17 protein-coding genes are annotated in these 18479 nt (G+C 68.9%); 16 read left to right on the plus strand and 1 reads right to left on the minus strand.

Annotated features, from left to right (window positions below):
* Nucleotides 1-21 precede the first annotated feature (21 nt).
* Genes IM660_RS19335 through IM660_RS19345 form a run of 3 tightly spaced genes read left to right on the plus strand, consistent with a single transcriptional unit; the run spans nucleotide 22 to nucleotide 2509 of the window.
* Nucleotides 22-846, plus strand: coding sequence for an ABC transporter ATP-binding protein (locus tag IM660_RS19335; RefSeq protein WP_193497367.1), 825 nt, complete (start codon nucleotides 22-24; stop codon nucleotides 844-846).
* Nucleotides 843-1676, plus strand: a complete 834-nt coding sequence (locus IM660_RS19340) for an ABC transporter permease (protein ID WP_193497368.1) — start codon at nucleotides 843-845, stop codon at nucleotides 1674-1676. Before IM660_RS19335 ends, IM660_RS19340 begins: the two co-directional genes overlap by 4 nt.
* Nucleotides 1673-2509 (plus strand): ABC transporter permease, encoded by an 837-nt coding sequence (locus IM660_RS19345; RefSeq protein ID WP_193497369.1) that lies wholly within the window; start codon nucleotides 1673-1675, stop codon nucleotides 2507-2509. The genes IM660_RS19340 and IM660_RS19345 overlap by 4 nt, the downstream gene beginning before the upstream one ends.
* Nucleotides 2510-2904: 395 nt before the next feature.
* Here IM660_RS19345 and IM660_RS19350 read toward each other — a convergent pair whose 3' ends face one another.
* A complete protein-coding gene (locus IM660_RS19350; RefSeq protein WP_210769042.1) occupies nucleotides 2905-3930 on the minus strand; it encodes an ABC transporter substrate-binding protein in 1026 nt (341 codons plus the stop codon).
* Nucleotides 3931-4170: 240 nt separating this feature from the next.
* Between IM660_RS19350 and IM660_RS19355 the strand changes: the two genes are divergently transcribed.
* The 13 genes from IM660_RS19355 to IM660_RS19415 all read left to right on the plus strand — a co-directional run bounded on the left by IM660_RS19355 (nucleotide 4171) and on the right by IM660_RS19415 (nucleotide 18281).
* The gene (locus IM660_RS19355) at nucleotides 4171-5151 is read left to right on the plus strand and encodes an alcohol dehydrogenase catalytic domain-containing protein (RefSeq protein WP_193497371.1); all 981 of its coding nucleotides are present in this window, start codon (nucleotides 4171-4173) and stop codon (nucleotides 5149-5151) included.
* On the plus strand, nucleotides 5144-5734 hold the full coding sequence (locus IM660_RS19360) for an OsmC family protein (protein WP_193497372.1): 591 nt from the start codon (nucleotides 5144-5146) through the stop codon (nucleotides 5732-5734). The genes IM660_RS19355 and IM660_RS19360 overlap by 8 nt, the downstream gene beginning before the upstream one ends.
* Nucleotides 5731-6888, plus strand: a complete 1158-nt coding sequence (locus IM660_RS19365; protein ID WP_193497373.1) for a CaiB/BaiF CoA transferase family protein — start codon at nucleotides 5731-5733, stop codon at nucleotides 6886-6888. The genes IM660_RS19360 and IM660_RS19365 overlap by 4 nt, the downstream gene beginning before the upstream one ends.
* Nucleotides 6881-7741 carry an amidohydrolase family protein gene (locus IM660_RS19370; protein ID WP_193497374.1) on the plus strand — a complete coding sequence of 287 codons (861 nt, stop codon included), beginning with the start codon at nucleotides 6881-6883 and terminating at the stop codon, nucleotides 7739-7741. The genes IM660_RS19365 and IM660_RS19370 overlap by 8 nt, the downstream gene beginning before the upstream one ends.
* Nucleotides 7741-8580 carry a DODA-type extradiol aromatic ring-opening family dioxygenase gene (locus tag IM660_RS19375; RefSeq protein WP_193497375.1) on the plus strand — a complete coding sequence of 280 codons (840 nt, stop codon included), beginning with the start codon at nucleotides 7741-7743 and terminating at the stop codon, nucleotides 8578-8580. The genes IM660_RS19370 and IM660_RS19375 overlap by 1 nt, the downstream gene beginning before the upstream one ends.
* On the plus strand, nucleotides 8577-8924 hold the full coding sequence (locus IM660_RS19380; protein ID WP_193497376.1) for a hypothetical protein: 348 nt from the start codon (nucleotides 8577-8579) through the stop codon (nucleotides 8922-8924). Before IM660_RS19375 ends, IM660_RS19380 begins: the two co-directional genes overlap by 4 nt.
* A gap of 77 nt (nucleotides 8925-9001) precedes the next feature.
* Nucleotides 9002-9274 (plus strand): antitoxin, encoded by a 273-nt coding sequence (locus tag IM660_RS19385; protein ID WP_193497377.1) that lies wholly within the window; start codon nucleotides 9002-9004, stop codon nucleotides 9272-9274.
* Nucleotides 9271-9708 (plus strand): type II toxin-antitoxin system VapC family toxin, encoded by a 438-nt coding sequence (locus IM660_RS19390; RefSeq protein WP_193497378.1) that lies wholly within the window; start codon nucleotides 9271-9273, stop codon nucleotides 9706-9708. Before IM660_RS19385 ends, IM660_RS19390 begins: the two co-directional genes overlap by 4 nt.
* A gap of 84 nt (nucleotides 9709-9792) precedes the next feature.
* Nucleotides 9793-11004, plus strand: a complete 1212-nt coding sequence (locus tag IM660_RS19395) for an MFS transporter (RefSeq protein ID WP_193497379.1) — start codon at nucleotides 9793-9795, stop codon at nucleotides 11002-11004.
* An 85-nt stretch (nucleotides 11005-11089) separates the two neighbouring features.
* A complete protein-coding gene (locus IM660_RS19400) occupies nucleotides 11090-12832 on the plus strand; it encodes a pyruvate dehydrogenase (RefSeq protein ID WP_193497380.1) in 1743 nt (580 codons plus the stop codon).
* Nucleotides 12833-12956: 124 nt separating this feature from the next.
* The gene (locus IM660_RS19405; RefSeq protein WP_193497381.1) at nucleotides 12957-16961 is read left to right on the plus strand and encodes an Ig-like domain repeat protein; all 4005 of its coding nucleotides are present in this window, start codon (nucleotides 12957-12959) and stop codon (nucleotides 16959-16961) included.
* A 52-nt stretch (nucleotides 16962-17013) separates the two neighbouring features.
* Nucleotides 17014-17553, plus strand: coding sequence for an RNA polymerase sigma factor (locus tag IM660_RS19410; protein ID WP_193497382.1), 540 nt, complete (start codon nucleotides 17014-17016; stop codon nucleotides 17551-17553).
* Nucleotides 17550-18281 (plus strand): hypothetical protein, encoded by a 732-nt coding sequence (locus tag IM660_RS19415; protein WP_193497383.1) that lies wholly within the window; start codon nucleotides 17550-17552, stop codon nucleotides 18279-18281. The genes IM660_RS19410 and IM660_RS19415 overlap by 4 nt, the downstream gene beginning before the upstream one ends.
* Nucleotides 18282-18479 lie beyond the last annotated feature (198 nt).

Consider the following 18479-nt stretch of genomic DNA (forward strand, 5'->3'; position numbering starts at 1 on the left):
CCCGAGACAACGGAGCGATCCATGACCAGCGCGGACACCGACGTCGGCACTCCCCTGATCCAGGTGCGTGACCTCGCGGTGCACTACTCCCACCGGCGCACCGGCGGATCACTGGTCGCGATCGAGGGCGTCAACCTCGACGTCACCGACGGCGAGTTCGTCACCGTGCTGGGCCCCTCGGGCTGCGGGAAGACCACCTTCATGAACGTGGTGGCCGGTCTGGTTGCGCCCTCGCACGGGCAGGTGCTGGTGGACGGCAAGCCGGTCACCGGGCCTGGTCCCGATCGCGCGGTGGTCTTCCAGGACTACGCGCTGCTGCCCTGGCGCACGGTGATCGACAACGTGCGCTTCGGCTTGGAGATGCAACCGCACCTGCGCGGGACCGGATGGCGAGAGCGGGTGCAGGAGGCGATCGAGACGGTCGGCCTGGCCGGCTTCGAGCAGTCCTACCCGCGTGAGCTCTCCGGCGGGATGCAGCAGCGGGTCGGCCTGGCCCGAGCGATCGTGGCCGAGCCGCGGATCCTGCTCATGGACGAACCGCTCGGCGCGGTGGACGCCCTCACCCGCGAGGTGATGCGGGAGGAGATCGAGCGGCTGATCACCGCCACTGGGAAGACCGTCCTGTTCATCACGCACTCCATCGAGGAGGCGATCCTGCTCGGTGATCGCATCGTGGTGTTCAAGTCCCACCCAGGTGCGGTCAAGGAAGTCCTCACCACCGGGATCGAGCGTCCCCGGTCCGAACGCAGCATCCAGAGCGACGCCCGCTTCCTGGAGCTGCGCGACCACCTGTGGGAGGCGCTCCGCGGTGAGGCGACGGCCGCCGCGACGAGGTCGTCCTCATGAGTGCCCTGCTCGCCAGCGGCCCCGGCCTCCGGCAGCGCGGGCCCGGAGCCTGGCTCGCCGGGCTGAGCACACGCGGCAAGGCCGCCGTCATCGCCGTCGAGGTGCTGGTGATGCTCACGCTGTGGCAACTCGTCGTGGGTGTGCTGGGATGGATCAACCCCGTCTTCGTCCCACCACCGCTGGCGATCGCCACCGGGTTCGGTGAGCTGATCAGCACCGGCGCGCTCGCCGCGAACGCCCCCATCTCGGTCCAGGCGTGGCTGACCGGTTTCACCATCGCCGTGGTCACCGCCATCCCGGTGGGGCTCCTGATGGGTACGTCCCTGCCGGTCGACCGCGTCACCAGTCCGATCGCCTGGACCATCTACGCGACGCCGTCGATCGCCTATCAGCCCCTGGCCAAGGCGTGGTTCGGCTTCGGCATCGGCCCGGTCGTATTCCTGGTCACCATCAGCGCCGTCTTCCCCATCCTGCTCAACGTGGCCGCCGGGATGCGCACCACCAGCGCCTCGCTCATCCGCGCCGGTCGGGTCTACGGGGCGAACCGGTTCCAGCTGTACCGGTCGGTCTATCTGCCCTCGACCACACCGTTCCTGTTCGCCGGGCTCCGCCAGGCCGTGGTGCTCGCCACCATCGGGATGACCGTGGCGGAGCTGGCCGGCTCGGCCACCGGCATGGGAGCGCTGATCATCAAGGCCTCGAACACCTACCAGACCGACCAGGCCTACGCGGCGATCGGCATCGTGGTCATCTGGAGCGTCGGCATGACCCAGGTGATCACGCTCGTGGAACGTCTCGTAGCCCCGTGGACCCGGAAGGGGCGCTCATGAGCATCCAGACGCGACTGCCTGCACTCAAGGCGACCGGCCGCCGTCGTGGGACGGCACCACGAGGAGAGGTCCGCTGGACGTTCCTGCTCATCGCCGTGGTACTGGCAATCCTTGCCGTGTGGGAGGCCGTGGTGCGCGCGGGACTGGTCCCCGAGGCCTTCCTCCCGCCCCCGTCGAAGGTCCTGACGGCGTTCCTCGCCCTGCTCGTCGAGGGCGAGTTCTGGCAGGCGTTCGCGTTCAGCATGGGCAATGTGGTGATCGGGCTCGCCCTGGCGATCGTCGTTGGCGTGGTGGTCGGGCTGGCCGTGGGCTGGTCACCGGTGCTGCGCTTCACGGTGGCGCCGTTCCTGTGGCTGCTCTACTCCACCCCGAAGGTGGCGCTCGCGCCGGTGATCATCCTCGCGCTCGGACTGGGCAGCGAGTCGAAGATCGCGCTGACGTTCCTGCTCGCCGTGTTCCCGATCCTGCTGAACACCATGGAGGGGGCGGTGACCGTGTCCCCCTCGCTGGTGCGCGCGGCGCGGGTGTTCGGCGTGCGCGGGCCGGCGCTGGGCTGGAAGGTGATCTTCCCGGCGACGCTGCCGTTCAGCCTGGCGGGGATCCGGCGCGGGGCTGCGCTGGGATTCACCGGGGAGGTACTCGGTGAGTTCCTCGGTGGGACCGGCGGTCTCGGGCACATGCTCGAGCAAGCGGCATACCAGTTCGAGATGGACGAGGCGCTTGCCATGGTGGTGGTGATGGTGATCATCGCCAACCTGACGCTGAGCCTGATCGGGCTGCTGCAGCGCAAGCTGGCGCCCTGGCACGACGAGCGGACTGCGGCGGCGTCCTAGGTTCCAGACTCGGGCAATGGCCCTGAACCGCGGTGGCGAGACCGCGGTTCAGGGCCATTGGTCGTTGCGGGGCCAGTGAGAGGTTCCGCCAGTGGAGGCTGCCGTCACGAGCGGTGATGCGTGCATCGCAAGGCGCAGGAGGAAGGCGTGGCGGAGCCACGTCGCCGACGAGAACGCAGCGAGGTACGTGCTGGGTGCCGCGCAGCAGGCATCGCTCTACTGGCGGAACCTCTGAGGTCAGGCGGAGTGACCGACCATCTCCACCCAGCCCTCAGGCGGTACCGAAAGCACCTGGTCCACCATGTCCTCGACGACGAGCGACGAGGGTTGCCTGAGTGTCGCGTTTCGCTCGTTCTGCGACACTCAGCCAACCCTCGTGGCGGTAGTCAGGCGGATCAGGGGTAGGGCAGCGTCTCCGGCGGAGAGTTGTCGAGGCCGAGCAGTTCCTGGGCCCGTTCCAGGTAGACCAGCTGACTGCTGTCGAACTCCAGCGCCTCGAGGTCCTGGGTCTCGGTGGTGACGTCCCAGGCCTCGGAGTCGAAGTAGAGGTTCGGGCAGGCGAGGTGGGCGTCCAACCGCCACAGGTTGTCCGACTCCCGCAGGCCGGTCACGTCGAAGTCGTTCGCCTCGTAGATGTCGAGCACGGCGTCGGCGTTCTCCGGCTGCTCTCCCGGCGCCGGAGCGACGATGTAGTCGAGCCCGCGAAGGGTGGCGCGCAGGAACCGCACCATCGTGTTCGGGTTCTCGGCCAGCCAATCGGTGCCAACCACCTGCACGTCGTTGGCCCAGTTCCGTAGCGCCTCGACGATGATGTCTGCTCCGTGCGCCTCCAGCGCGGCACGGTCGTCGGCATAGAAGGGCTGCAGGGTGATCCGGTCGTTGACGAAGAACTCCGTCCACGACTCCGAACCAGGACCGGGGTAGACCACCTCGACGTCCACGCCCTCCAGGTCCCATCCTTCTTCGGCCAGTACCTGCCGCCGCTGGAACTCGGCCGGGTCCCCAGGGGATCCAGCCAGTGTCACGGATGTTCCGGCGAGGTCCTCGGCCGACTCGATCCCGGACTGCACCGCGAAGTCGAAGTTCTGCCGGCAGTAGTGGCCGGAGACGAGCTCCACGTCGACTCCACCCCGGATCGCCTCGATCACGGTTCCGGTGCTCTCCACGCCGATGTCGGCGCTGCCGCTCGCCACAGCAGCGGTGACGTTGTCGGCGGTGATGACCTCGACCTCGAGGCCCTCCTCCTCGTAGTAGCCCAGGTCCGCGGCCACGACGTACATCGAGTACATCGTCACGTCCGGGAAGGGGATCGCCACGGTGATGTCGGTGTCCTCAGCGGCAGCGGGCTCTCCGTCCGGTAGCTCAACCGGGTCCGACGACGTCGACGGCTCGGTGCAGCTGGCGAGCGCCGCTGCGGCCACCAGCCCTGCAGCACAAATAGCGGTTGATCTGGCAACTCTGCGCATGATGCTCCTTCGTGCAATGGCTCGCACGCGGCACCGCCCAAGCGACAGTGCCTGCGACTTCTGGATACCGTATCCAAAATTGCAGGCCGATGTCCATAGGCGATCGGACTGGACCGTCGACCCGCCGTCGAGTACGGTTCTGGATATTGGATCCAATCTCACAGTGGAGGCGGTGGATTCGTGCGAGCAGCAGTGATGACCGATGACGGTGTGCGCGTCCGCGACGTCGCCGAACCCACGCCGGCGGCCGGCGAGGTCCTCCTGCGCGTGCAGACCGTCGGGGTCAATCAGCTGGACCTCAACGTGATCGCTGGGTCCGGCCCGGGCGCAGCGGCCCGCCTGCCCCGCATCCTCGGGATCGACCCTGCCGGCATCGTCGCCGCCGTCGGACCGGGTATCGACGCCGACCTGATCGGGTCGGAGGTCGTGGCCAAACCCAATATCCCGTGCGGCCACTGCCGGTGGTGTGGCGAGCACCGCGAGTCGGAGTGCCCTGCGCAGGAAGTCCTCGGCGTCCATCGCGACGGCGGAGCGTGCGAGTCCGTCGCCGTTCCCCTGAGCGTGGTGTTCCCCAGACACGGCCTGCCAGCCGCCACCGCCACGGCGGCCGTTCACAGTGTGCCGATCGTGCTGAATGCCTTCGACGCCGCCGACGTCCGGGTGGGCGAACGAGTGCTGGTCACGGGCGCCGGTGGGGTCCTCGGGCGCGTGGCTCTCGACGTCGGCCGCCACCTGGGCGCCTCGGTCACCGCGGCTTCGCGCCACCCAGTCCCAGGCCTTCCCCCGGGAGTCCGCGAGATCGTCACCGGTGCGGAAGCGAACCTCGCAGGGGCCGTGGCACCGTCGGACCGCTTCGACGTGGTAATCGACACCAGCGGGAGCGCCGCGCTACTTACCCAGGCCGTCGCACTGCTTGACTGGTGCGGCCGCGCCGTGTTCTGCGCGGCTTCCGTGGACGCCGGCCTCCACCTGGACGCTCGCTCCTTCTATCTCCGGCGACACCGCCTGATCGGGGTGGCCAGCGCGACCTTCGATCAGGTCACCCGCGGGCTGGAACTCGTTCGCCAGGGAGTCGTACAGGTGCCGATCGCGCATCGTTTCCCCCTGACCGACGTCGATGCCGCCTACGCGGCATTCGCTGCCCCTCGGCACGGGAAGGTGATCATCGATGTCTGACATCGACTCCGACCGGCTCCGCGACTCGCTCGCGACGCTCACGGCGAGAAGCTTGCGGGAGCCGGCCTCCGCCGTCATGAGGCCCTCGGTGCGCGCCACCCTGGAACGCGACACTGCCGTGCTGACCACGTTCCGCCAGTACGGCACCGACTGGCGGTTGCGGGTGGACGAGGCGACCGAGCGGGGCGGGCACGAGAGCGGGCCGAGCCCGATGCGCTACCTGCTCACGTCCGTGGCCGGGTGCCTGCTGGGCTGGTCGGCGAAGACCTGGGCGGCCGCACACGTGCCGCTGGCCGAGATCGAGCTGGAACTGCGCACGGCACTGGACCTGCGCGGTGAACACCGCGCCGACGACACGCCCGCGCACCCCCCATGGTTCGTGGCCGACCTCCACGTGCACAGTGACGCGACGCCGGACCAGGCCATCGAGCTGGCCCGCGAGGCGCGCGACCGCTGCCCGGTCACCGCTCTGGTCACTCGCGCCGTGCCCCTGTACCTCCTGCTGCATCATGAGGGGGCGATCGTTCTGGACGAGCGCCCCGACCACCTCAGTGCCGAGGACCGAGAGGAATCCACGACATGACGAACGACGCAGGCCACGGACCGCTGGCCGGAATCCGGGTGGTCGAGCTGGGCCAGTACATCTCCGGGCCGTATGCGGCGAAGATCCTCGCCGACCTCGGCGCCGAGGTGATCAAGGTGGAGTCCCCGGCCGGTGACCCGATGCGACGCTGGGAGGGCTCGGGCGAGATGAGCCCGCAGTTCGCCGCCTACAACCGGGGCAAACGGGCCGTGACGCTGGACCTGAAGACCAGCGAAGGCCTCGCCCACCTGCTCAACCTGGCACGGGAGGCGGACGTGCTGATCGAGAACTTCCGTCCGGGCGTGGCCGAGCGGCTCGGGTTCGGACCCGACCGGCTCCGCGAGATCGCGCCGGCGCTGATCACCTGCTCGATCACCGGCTTCGGCGCCACCGGCCCGCTCGCGGGCCGCCCCAGCTATGACACCGTGGTCTCGGCGATCGGTGGCATGTACAGCCAGGTGGTGCCGGAGAGCACACTGCGTCCGCTCGGCCCGGCCTTCTCGGACCTGCTCTCCGGGATGTCTGCCGCGCAGTCGATCCTGGCCGCGTTGCACGCCCGCACCGAACGGGGCACCGGCGAGCACGTCAGCGTCTCCATGGTGGGCGCGCTGCTGGACTTCCTCACCGAGGCCGCCTCCACCTACCTGGAGACCGGCGCCGTGGCGCACCCGGACTCCCGGCCTCGCCGCGCGCAGGCGTACGCACTGAAGGGCTCCGACGGCGGAGCTTTCGTCGTGCACATGTCCGTTCCCGAGAAGTTCTGGCTGGGACTGCTGGAGGTGCTCGAGCGGCCGGAGCTCGCCGAGGATCCGCGGTTCGCCAGCCGGGAGGGTCGCGTGCGCCACTACGACGATCTCGACGCGGAGCTGAAGGTGATCGCTGCCACGAGACCGAGGCAGCACTGGCTGGACCGGCTCGCCGAGTACGACATCCCGCACGGCCCGCTGAACACGGTGGCGGACCTGTTCGACGACCCGCAGATCGCGGCGATGGAGCTCGTGGAGGACGTGCCGTTGCCGGATGGCTCGACGAGGCCCATGCCCAGGCCGAGCGTCGGCTTCTCGGCGAGCGGACGCCGTCGGCTGGCTCCTCCCCCTGGCCTTGGTGAAGGCAACGCCGACCTACTGACGACGGAGGCACCCACCCATGCGTGACATCGTGGCGATCGACGTGCACACCCACCCGCAGACCGAGGAGTTCCTCGCGGCGATGGGTTCCCGGCACCGGCAGATGGCGAAGCACTTCGGGCGGGAGCGGCCGGTGGTCTCCTTCGCCGAGCAGGCCGACCAGTACCGCGAGCGCCGGATGATGGCCGTGATCGTGAACTCCGACTCGGAGACGACCTCGGGGATCCGTGGCGCCCCGAACGATCTGCTCGGCCAGGCGCAGCAGGATCACCCCGATGTGTTCCTCTCCTTCGCGGGTATCGACCCGTGGAAGGGTGAGGCGGCGGTGGCGGAGATCCGGCGGATGCATGCCGAGTACGGGATCAAGGGGGTCGGTGAGCTGAACCCGTCCCGGCAGAAGTTCGCTCCGAACGACCGGCGCTTCTTCCCGATCTGGGAGGTGTGCGCCGAGCTGGGCCTGGTGGTGATGTTCCACTCCGGGTTCCCAGGGGCTGGAGCGGGCACGCCTGGGGGAGGCGGGTACCGGCTGGAGCTGGCCAAGCCGGTGCCGTACGTGGACGATGTGGCGGCGGAGTTCCCGGAGCTGAAGATCATCAGCGCCCATCCGGCGTGGCCGTGGCACCTGGAGAACCTGGCGATGGTGTGGCACAAGTCGAACGTGTACCTGGACCTGTCCGGGTGGGCGCCGAAGTATCTGCCGCCGGAGGTGGTCCGGTACGCCGATTCCCTGATCACCGATCGGGTGCTGTTCGGTTCGGACTGGCCGGTGCTGACCGTGGATCGCTGGATGGCGGAGTTCGACGAGCTGGGTCTGAAGGAGACCTCACGGCGCAAGATCCTGCTGGAGAACGCCCGCACCCTGTTCGGGCTGGAGGGCTGATGGCGCAGCTGGTGATGGCGGCGGCCACCCCGCACAACCCGCTGCTGTGGCGGGCGATGACCGACCCGATCCCGGACGACCTCGAAGGCGTCGCGGCGAACTTCGCGCTGATCCGGAACACGATCGCCGAGTTGGCGGTGGACGTGATCGTGCTGATCGGCACCGACCACATCCGCCAGTTCTTCCTGGAGAACGTGCCCGCGTTCATCGTGGGCAAGGCCGAGCGGTATCACGGCACGTATGAGAACGAGGTGCGCACCTTCGGACTGGAGTACGGCGAGGTGATCGGCCACCGGGAACTGGCGGACGAGATCACCGGGCGGGAGGTGCTCACCGAGGCGATCGACTTCGGCATCTCGCACGAGTGGCGCCTCGACCACGGGTTCATGATCCCGCTGCAGTACCTGACCCCGGACTTGGACATCCCGGTGGTGCCGATCCACGTGAACGCCACCTTGCCGCCGCTGCCGAGCCCGCGCCGGTTCGCCGTGCTGGGCGAGCACCTGAGAGAGACCATCGGGCGATGGGACAGGGACGTCCGGGTGGCGATCCTCACCTCGGGGCACATGGCCACCGACATCGGCGGTCCGAAGCAGTTCGACGGCTCCCCGGATCCGGCGTTCGATGCCGAGGCGGTTGGCTGGATGCGTGATGGGGACCTGGAGGCGGCGATCGAGGGATGCCGGTACGAGCGGCTGATGGGCGCCGGGAACGTGACGTATCAGTACGTGAACGTGATCGCGGCACTGGCCGCGATGCAGGGCCGTGGGGCAGACCTGGCGGAGGCGACACCGAGCCGGTTCGCCTCCAGTCCGTTCTTCCTGTGGAGGGCACGATGAGCACGTACATGATCGACAAGTTCATGCGCGCGGTGGAGATGAGCGATGCTGCCGTGGCCGCCTACGTGGCCGACCCGGCCGCGTTCCTGGATGAGTGGATGACGGCGGACGCGGCCACGGATCGGCCTGCCGACGATCGGCGGCTCACTCAGGCCGAGTATGCAGCCTTCGCTGCCCGCGACTATGAGGCGCTGTACACGCTGGGTGCCCATCCGTACCTGTTGTGGCACTTCACCGAGGCCGTGTATTCGCACGAGTTCGGTGAGGGTTTCGGGTGGCGGGACCTGGTGGAGCGCTACCGGGAGGCGGTGCGGCCGCACGGGGTGCCGGACTACGTGCCGTGACGGTCACCAGGTGCCGGTGGGCGGCGGCACCCGGGACCTCTGAACCTACACATACCTGCACATGCTACGGTATGTGCATGTCTGTGCTGGAGAAGCGACTGCAGGTGCTGCTGGACGATGACCGGTTTGAAAGACTCGCGGCCGAGTCGGCGCGATCGGGCCGTTCGGTGGGCTCCATCGTTCGCGCGGCCATCGACCTGCACTTCTCCACCGAGGACGTGGCTGCTGCCCGTTCCGCGGCGGCCCGGCGGCTGCTGGAGCGCACCAGCGAACCGAACGACGTCGAGCCCGACTGGGCAGACACCAAGGCAGCGCTCGAGGCTCAGCTCGACCGTGGCGCCGTGCAATGAGCGCGGGGGACTCCGCGAGCAACGTGAGCAGGAAGGTCTTCGTGGACACGGTGATCCTCGCGCTGGCGGTCGGCGGGGAGAGTCCACACCGTGCCGCCTGCCGGCGCATCCTCGACGGTGCCGCGAACGGTGAGATGGAGCTCCACCTCAGTGCGGAGGCGTTGCAGGAGCTGCTCTTCCATCGCCTGCGCCGCGGGTCTCGTGCTGATGCGGTGGCCGTGGTGCGTGAGGTCCGGGCAGCATGCGTCGTGCACGCCTTCGACGAGGCCGTGACCGACCAGATGGTCGATCTCGTGGAGCGGTCACCGATCGGAGGGCGTGACGCCGTGCACGCCGCCACCGCCCTGGAAGCAGGGTTCACCGAGATCGTCTCGCTCGACCGCGACTTCGACCAGGTTCCCGGACTCACGCGACGCGAGCCCGCCTACGCCTGAGCGTGACTCGTCGTCAACGGCCGTGTCGCATCTCTCACGCGGCCGAATGCCGCTCTTTCGAGCTGGCCTCTTACGATCGACTCCATGCCCTCCCTGCGACGTCGTCGCTACTCACTCTTCGCCCTCATCCTGGTCGTCGGCATCGGGCTGTCCTCCTGGGTGACGCGCACGCCTGCCGTCCGGGACGCCGTCGAGGCCTCCACGGCACAGATGGGGTTGATCCTGTTCGGTCTCAGCGTGGGCTCGATGGCAGGCGTGATCAGTTCGGGGTGGTTCGTCCGCCGGTGGGGAACGCGCCCGGTCATTGCTGTCGGAACCATGTGCGTGATCGCCGGGACGGTGCTGGTGGGGCTCGGGGCCCTCTGGTCGGCTGCGCCGGTCGTCTTCGCCGGCCTGCTGGTCTTCGGGATCGGCGGCGGACTCGGGGAGATCGGGCTGAACATCTCCGGCGCCGAACTGGAGCGGCTGCTCGGCCGGCCGGTGCTGCCGATCCTGCACGGCAGCTTCAGCCTGGGCACGGTGATCGGTGCGCTGGCGGGCATCGGCCTGACCGCGATCGACTTCTCCCCCGCCTGGCATCTGCTCCTCGCCGCCGGGCTCATGACCGGCTTGACCGTCTGGGCGCTGCCGGGCGTGGTGGCCGGAACGGGGATCGAGGTCTCCGTCCGTGCCCGGTCGAGCACCCCGACGACGCAGCCTCGCCCCAGCGTGTGGCGCGACCGCCGACTGGTGCTCATCGGACTGGTCGTGCTGGCGATGGCGTTCGCCGAGGGATCGGCGAACGATTGGCTGCCACTGCTCATGGTGGACGGTCACGATGTCTCCGCCACGAGCGGTTCGCTCGTCTTCGCCGGTTTCGCTGCCGCGATGACGATCGGACGGTTCCTCGGCGGGCCCGTGGTCGAACGGTTCGGCCGGCCCATCGTGCTGCGGCTGAGCGCGGTGTGCGCGATCGCCGGTATCGCCGTGGTGGTCTTCTCTCCGAATGCCGCCGTGGCCGGGGTGGCCGTGGTGCTGTGGGGGCTGGGAGCCTCTCTCGGTTTCCCCGTGGCGATCTCGGCGGCCGGTGACGATCCGGATCGCGCCTCCGAGCGGGTCAGCGCCGTGGCGACCAGCGGCTACCTGGCCTTCCTCGTCGGCCCGCCGCTGCTGGGATTCGTGGGCGAAGAGGTCGGGTTGCGGCTGGCGATGATGATCGTGGTCGTGTTGCTCGTTGCTGCGGCATTCGCGGCCGGTGCGGCCCGGTCGGTGCGGCAGGCTGAACCGGTGGTGGGGGCCGGGCCTGTACGTAACTGACGGCTGGGGCGCACTCCGTGCCACATACGGCACAGACCCGCCCTCCACCGTCGATTTCGTCCGCATCTCGGCGTAGCGTCGAGACATGAACGTCGCTGAACAGCTCGTCAGTCAGCTCCAGGCCGTGGGCGTTCGCCGCATCTACGGCATCGTCGGAGACAGCCTCAACCCCATCGTCGATGCTGTGCGCCGCACCGGCGGGTCCGCCGAGGGCGGGATCGACTGGATCCACGTCCGGCACGAAGAGAGCGCCGCGTTCGCCGCCGCGGCCGATGCTCAGCTCACCGGGAAGCTCGCCGTGTGCGCCGGGTCATGCGGGCCCGGGAACCTGCACCTGATCAACGGTCTCTACGACGCGAACCGCACCGGTGCTCCCGTGCTGGCCATCGCCAGCCACATCCCGTCCGAGCAGATCGGGCAGGGCTACTTCCAGGAGACCCACCCGGACCGGCTCTTCACCGAGTGCTCGGTGTACTCCGAGCTGGTCAGCACGACCGACCAGGCACCCCGGGTAGTCCACGCTGCCATCTCACACGCCCTCGCTGAGCGAGGGGTCGCCGTCGTGACCCTGCCGGGTGACGTGGCGGATGAAGCGGCCACGGCACCGGCACCCACCTACACGCCAGTCAGTCACGGCGTCCTGACGCCGGACCCCGCCTCCCTGCGCAGCCTCGCCACAGCGATCGACAAGGCGAAGAATGTCGCGCTCTTCGTCGGCTACGGGGCCATGGGCGCCCACGAACTGGTGGTCGACCTGGCCGAGAAGATCAAGGCGCCCGTGGGGCATTCGCTGCGCGGCAAGGACCTGATCCAGTACGACAACCCCTACGACGTGGGGATGACCGGGCTGCTGGGCTACGGTGCGGCAGCCGCCGGGCTCGAGGACGCCGATCTGATCGTGCTGCTGGGCACCGACTTCCCGTACGACCAGTTTCTGCCCGACGTACCCACCGCGCAGGTGGACACCGATGCCGCGGTGATCGGCCGCCGAACGGCGGTGCAGTACCCCGTGCACGGGGACGTGGGCGCCACGCTCGAGGCGCTGCTGCCGACGATCAAGACCAAGCGAAGCCGCCGGTTCCTGGACAAGATGCTCGACAAGCACGATCGGCTCATGAACAAGGCCGTGGGCGCCTACACCAAGGACGTCGAGCACCTGCGCCCGATCCACCCCGAGTACGCCGCCTCCGTGCTGGACCAGGTCGCCGCCGAGGATGCGGTATTCACGGCCGACACCGGGATGGGGAACGTGTGGACCGCGCGCTACCTGAACCCGAACGGGAAGCGGCGGCTCATCGGGTCGTTCAAGCACGGGTCGATGGCCAACGCCATGCCCCAGGCGCTCGGCGCTCAGCTCGCCTTCCCGGAGCGGCAGGTGATCGCCGTCTCGGGCGACGGCGGCCTGTCGATGCTGCTCGGCGATCTGCTCACCGCGGTGATGTACGAGCTGCCGATCACCGTGGTGGTGTTCAACAACTCCACCCTGGGCATGGTCAAGCTCGAGATGCTCGTGGACAAGCTGCCCGACTTCGGGGTGGACGTGCCTGAGGTGGACTACGCGGCGATCGGTGCGGCCATGGGTCTGCAGACGCAGCGGGTGGAGGACCCGGTGGAGCTGGAGAGCGCGTTCGAGACCGCACTGGCGCACCGTGGGCCCTCGCTGGTGGATGTGGTGACCGACCCCAACGCCCTGTCCATCCCACCCAAGATCACCAAGGGCCAGGTGTTCGGGTTCGCGACGGCGTTGAGCAAGATCGTGCTGAACGGCGGCGCTGGGGAGGCGGTCTCGATGGCGCGGTCGAACCTGCGGAACATCCCGCGCGGGTAGACCTTTCGGAGAGCAACAGGGCACCGTGACCTGATCGTTACATCCGATCGTTGTGCGTGCGTACAAGAACCGATAGACATAGCCTGGGTGTGGCGACTGGGCTACATCGTGACCCGGGGGTCTCATGTCTGTCAGCACCGCGCCTGCGCGCGCCGGCGCGTCGTTCACGCGCATCATCTCCAGCGCCGTCGTAGCGTTCCTCGTCCTGGTGGGGGTGGTCGCAATTGCGGCTCCCGCGCAGGCGGCTACTCCGGTGGCGTACGGCGACACGTATGGCTCACCGATCGACACACCGATCAACGTCCCGGCGCCGGGAGTGATGAGCAACGACGTCGCTGCGGCCGGCTACGAGGTAATGGTTGTGGCGACCAGCGTCGGCATCGGGAACACCCTCCAGGTCAGTCCCAGTGGGTCCCTCACCTTCACCACCCGCCCGGGATTCGCGGGCGAGAGCTCGTTCGACTACTGCCTCGCCTCCGGGGGAACGTGCGTCTCGAACACGGTGACGGCCTATCTCTATGTTGGTCAGCCTTACCTGTACTCGCAGGCCTACCAGGCGCTCGAAGGTCAGACGCTGAACGTCCCCGCGTCCGAGGGGCTCCTCGTCGACGCCGGCAACATCGACGATGAGACGCTCCTCGTTCGACAGTCACTCGGGGGCACCGCGACCGTGGAGCCGGACGGGTCGTTCAGTTTCGCGCCCAACGCCGGATTCACCGGTCGGGCGTACTTCGACTACTGCCTCGCCGACGACGGACTCTGCATCAGTGCCGGGGCACAGGCCTCGATCGCCGTGTACCCGGCCCTGAGCAACCAGTCGTTCTCGGTGGCGGCGGACTCCTCCCACAGTGGCACGCTCTATCCCGCCCCGTCCGGGGGAATCAGCTACGTCGGCCTGGTGACGTCCCAGCCGGCGAACGGTGAACTCGACACCACCAACAGCGGTGCCTTCACCTACACCCCCGACTCCGGCTACTCCGGCCCGGACTCCTTCTCCTACTGCCTGAGCATCGATGGTGCGGGATGTATCAGCGGCACCTCGCCCGTCACTGCGTCGGTCACCGTCACCCCGAACGAGATCTCCACCACCACCACGCTGAGCGGCACAACGTCGTTGCGCTTCGGCCAGTCGCTGACGCTGAGCGCCGCCGTCTCCCCCATCCCTGGCGGCGGGACCGTCGCCTTCTCCGAGGATGGGGCGGTCTGCGCCGACCAGCCCGTCAGCAGCGGCGCCGCCACCTGCACGATCGCCCAGCCGACGGTCGGCAGCCACTCCTATCTGGCCCAGTTCAGCGGGTCCTGGCTGTACCTCCCCTCGAGCGACAGCCTTGAGGTCACCGTGAACAAGGCGCAGTCCACCCTCGCCTACACCGGGCCCGCCGCGGTGACGGTCGGGGAGCCGTTCGAGCTCGCGGTGCTCCTGACCAGCCCGACGCTCGATCTCAGCGGCGAGAACGTCTCGCTCTCCTTCGACGGGCAGAACTGCTCCGGCGCGGTCGATGACGAGGGCTCCTTCTCGTGCACCGTCACGCCGAGCTCTGCCGGGCCGGTCGAACTGACCCTCACCTACGACGGGTCGGCCACCGTCGAGGCTGCGACCGAGACCGGCGACATTCAGGTCTCCCAGCAGGCCAGCACCACCACGCTCGACGTCGACGACGACACCCCCGTCTGGGGCGAGACGGTCACGTTCACCGCCACCGTGTCCGTCATCGCTACCGGCACCGTGACGTTCACCACGGACGAGGGCGCACTCCCGGGCTGCGAGTCGGTGAACCTCACCGGCGGCGTGGTGGCCAACTGCGTCGCCGCCTTCGACGTCGGCGAGCACGAGGTCACCGCCACCTACTCCGGTAATGAAACCTTCGACGAATCCTCGGACACGATCGCGATCGAGGCCCTGCGCCGCAGCACCACCCTCGAATACACCGGTCCGCAGAGCGGCACCGTCGGTGAACCCCTGGCGGTCAACGCACTACTCACCAGCGACGCCGATCCGCTCGAGGGGATCGAGATCTCCTTCACCCTCGCCGGCAGTTCCGCTGCGGACTGCACCGCCCTCACCGGCGACGACGGCCGCGCCACGTGCGAACTGACGGTGCCGTCCGCCGGCGCGGTATCGGTCGAGATCTCCCACGAAGGCACCGACTACTACCTGCCGAACTCGATCACCGAGCAGCTGCAGGTCGGCGCCGCCGCCACGACCACCACCCTCACCGGTACCGAGGAGATCGTCATCGGGGGCATGGCGAGCCTCACCGCGACCGTGAGCCCGACCGACGGCGCGGGCACCGTGACCTTCACCGCGGGTGCGGACGCCATCGAGGGCTGCGAGGAGATCACGCTGGCCGACGTCGAGGGTGCCTGGACGGCCGAGTGCACCACGGCCACCCTGCCGGTCGGCGAGAACGAGATCGTCGCCACCTACAGCGGCACCTCGAATTACCTCACCTCCTCCGACACCGCGACGGTTGAGGTGCTCCGCGCCCCCGCCACCCTCACCTACACCGGCGATGTCACCGGCGTGGTCGGCGAGCCGCTTATCGTTTCCGCGGACTTCGACGCTGCATTCGGTGGCCTCGCACCCACCCTGGAGGGATTTGAGGTCACGTTCACCTTCGACGGGGAGACGTGCACGGGTACGACGGACTTCCCCGGCAGCGCCGAGTGCACGTTCACCCCGACGGCGGCCCAGACCTCTCCCGTCTCCGTCACCTTCGCGGGTTCCACCGACATCACCCCGGCGCAGACCTCCGAGCCGGTGACCATCGCGGCCGCCCCCACCACGACCGAGGTCACCGGCCCGGACGCCGGCGAGTTCACCGAACCGCTGACCTTCACCGCCCAGGTCGCGCCGACCGTCGGCGCCGGCACGGTCACCTTCACAGCCGGTGAGGATGTGATCGAGGGCTGTGAGGAGATCGCGCTGGCCGACGTCGAGGGCACATGGACGGCGGAGTGCTCGACGGCGGCACTGCCTGTCGGCGAGAGCACGGTGACCGCGTCCTACACCGGAACTGCCGACTACGAGCCCTCCGAGGGCTCGACGCAGGTCACGGTGGCGCCCGCACCGACTGCCCTGGCGCTCGTGGCGCCCGAGACGGTCACCGTGGGTGAGCACGTGACCCTCACGGGCACCCTCATCAACGCGGTCGACGGATCCGTGCTGGCAGGCGCGTCGCTCACCTTCATCTGGTCCGGCGAGGAGTGCCTCGCCACCACCGACGCCGATGGCGTGGCCACGTGCGCGTTCGACGCCGTCACCGTCGCCCAGTCCGGTGACGTCCAGGTCGCCTACGCCGGGACGGATGACTACGAGTCCTCCTCCGCCTCCGCCGGTGTCGAGGTGCTGCCCGCAGCGACCGCGACGACCCTCACCGCGAGCCCAGCGGGCGCCTTCCCGGCACCGGTGACGCTTTCCGCCACGGTCAGCCCGACCGACGGCTCGGGTACGGTCACCTTCACCGCCGGTGGTGAGCCGATCGCGGAGTGTGCCGAGGTCGCGCTCACCGAGACCGACGAAGGCTGGACGGCGACCTGTGAGGTCACACCCCTGACCGCCGGTGAGCAGGAATACGGCGCCGAGTTCTCCGGCACCGACGACTACCTGCCGTCCTCGGCCGCCACGACGGCCAATGTGGACAAGACCGCCACCACGCTCACGGCTCTGGGACCGGATGAGGCCACCGAAGGCGAGCCGGTCACGGTCAGCGTGCTGCTCGCCGCTCCGGCCGTGGAGGGCGCACCCGCCGGTGACCGGGCCCGGTTCGCGGTGCCCACGGAGATCATCGGTGGCGGCGACGCCGCCGATGTGGACCTGTCCGGGCAGGAGATCGCATTCACCCTCGGCGACCAGACCTGCACCGGCGTCACCGATGCTGACGGACGCGCGGAGTGCGAGATCACACCTGGTACAGCGGGCGAGCAGACACTGATGGCCAGCTTCGCCGGTAGCGCCGACCTCACCGCCGCGCAGGCCGAGGTGACGATCACCGTGGAGGCCGCACCGGTCGACGCCCCACCCGCGCTCCCGGACACCGGCGCCGACCTCGCGACGATGGTCGCGGTGTTGGCCGCGCTCCTCCTCGGCGGGCTGTGCGTGCGAAGGGCGCGTCGCCAGCACAGCTGACCCTTCCGGTCCGGCGGTGCAACGTTCTGCGCGCCGCCGGACACTACAGGGTATGGAGGAGTCGCAGGCGTGGCGTCGTGCACTGCGCGGCGATGGGGAGGCATTCGGCCTCGTCTTCGACCGCCACCACGACCGCGTGTACCGGCACGTATGGCGCCTGGTCGACACCCAGCCGGACGCGGAGGACGTGACCGCTGCGGCCTTCCTCGAGCTGTGGCGGTTACGCCGGCGGGTGCGGCTGGTGAACGGCTCGGTTCTTCCGTGGTTGCTCGTCACCGCCTCGAACGTGGCGCGCAACCAGCAGCGCGCCACCCGGCGGTATCGGACGCTGCTGGAGCGGCTACCCCGCTCGCCCGAGGTGGCGCCGCCTGAGGAGGGCATACGCGAAGACCTGCTGGAAGGCCTGCGATCCCTGTCTGCACCCGATCTGCATCTGCTCTGCCTTGTTGTGCTCGAGGGCTATCAGATCACCGAGGCGGCTGACCTTCTGGGCCTGAGCGACACGGCCGCCCGCAGCAGGCTCCACCGCGCCCGAACACGAGTGCGGGCCGTCGCCCACGCCACCCGGGCGGGCATCGAGGAGGAATCATGAACGCGTCGATGGATCACGAGTTCGCGCAGGGCCTGCGGGTGGAGCTGGTCCGCCGGGCAACCACAGCTCACCGACGGCGGTGGCTCGCCCTGGGTGCCGGGCTCACCCTGGCCGCGGGGGTTCCCACAGCCGCCTACGCCGTCCATCAGTTGCGCGCGGGGGTGAACGAGATCGATGTGACGCCGCCGGTCACCGAGGTGCACACCGGTCCCGGCCAGATCGCGCTCGGACCAGCACCCGAGGAGACGGACCAGGTGTGGTTCGACCTGACGTGCCTGGACCCGGGAACGGTGGACTTTCCGGGTGGCGCAGCGGTGACGTGCTCGGCGGGCGAACGCTCGTCCGGCTCGCTGCCGCTGTGGAGCGGGAGGGACATGCTGATCAGTGACGACGGCGTACTCACCGTCGACGCGCCTGCGGACATGTCGTGGCAGATCTCCCTCTGGTACCAGGACGTCGTCGTTGAGCCATTCGCGGTGACCGGGAACGGGCAGACGTATGGAACGCCGAATGACGTCTACGGCGAGCCGGACCTGATCGCCGCGATCGCGACCAATGGTGAGGTCGGCTATGTCTACGCCGAGGACCTTCGCCTCGCGTTCGGCCCGGAGCCCACGTCGCCCGAGGACGCGGTCGAGTACACCGAACGCGCCGCTGGGCAGACTGCGCTCGTTCCCGTGTACGAAGTGGATGGCGAGACGCAGATCGGCGAGTTCCGCATCGGGTGAACGTCCTGCGCCGACGGTCACCACCTACCCGCCCACTTGCCACGTAGCCGCTGCCAGGTTATAACTTCGGTACGACGAACTTTTGAGTTCCCAGTACCGAGGAGCGTGGTGAAGACCGTGTTGCCCACCGCAGGTGTCCACCCGGGAGGAAGGCGCGCGCGCGGCGCTACGAGCGTGGCACCGAGGATCGCCGCGGTC

This window comes from Ruania alkalisoli, from assembly GCF_014960965.1.
Lineage (GTDB): Bacteria > Actinomycetota > Actinomycetes > Actinomycetales > Beutenbergiaceae > Ruania > Ruania alkalisoli.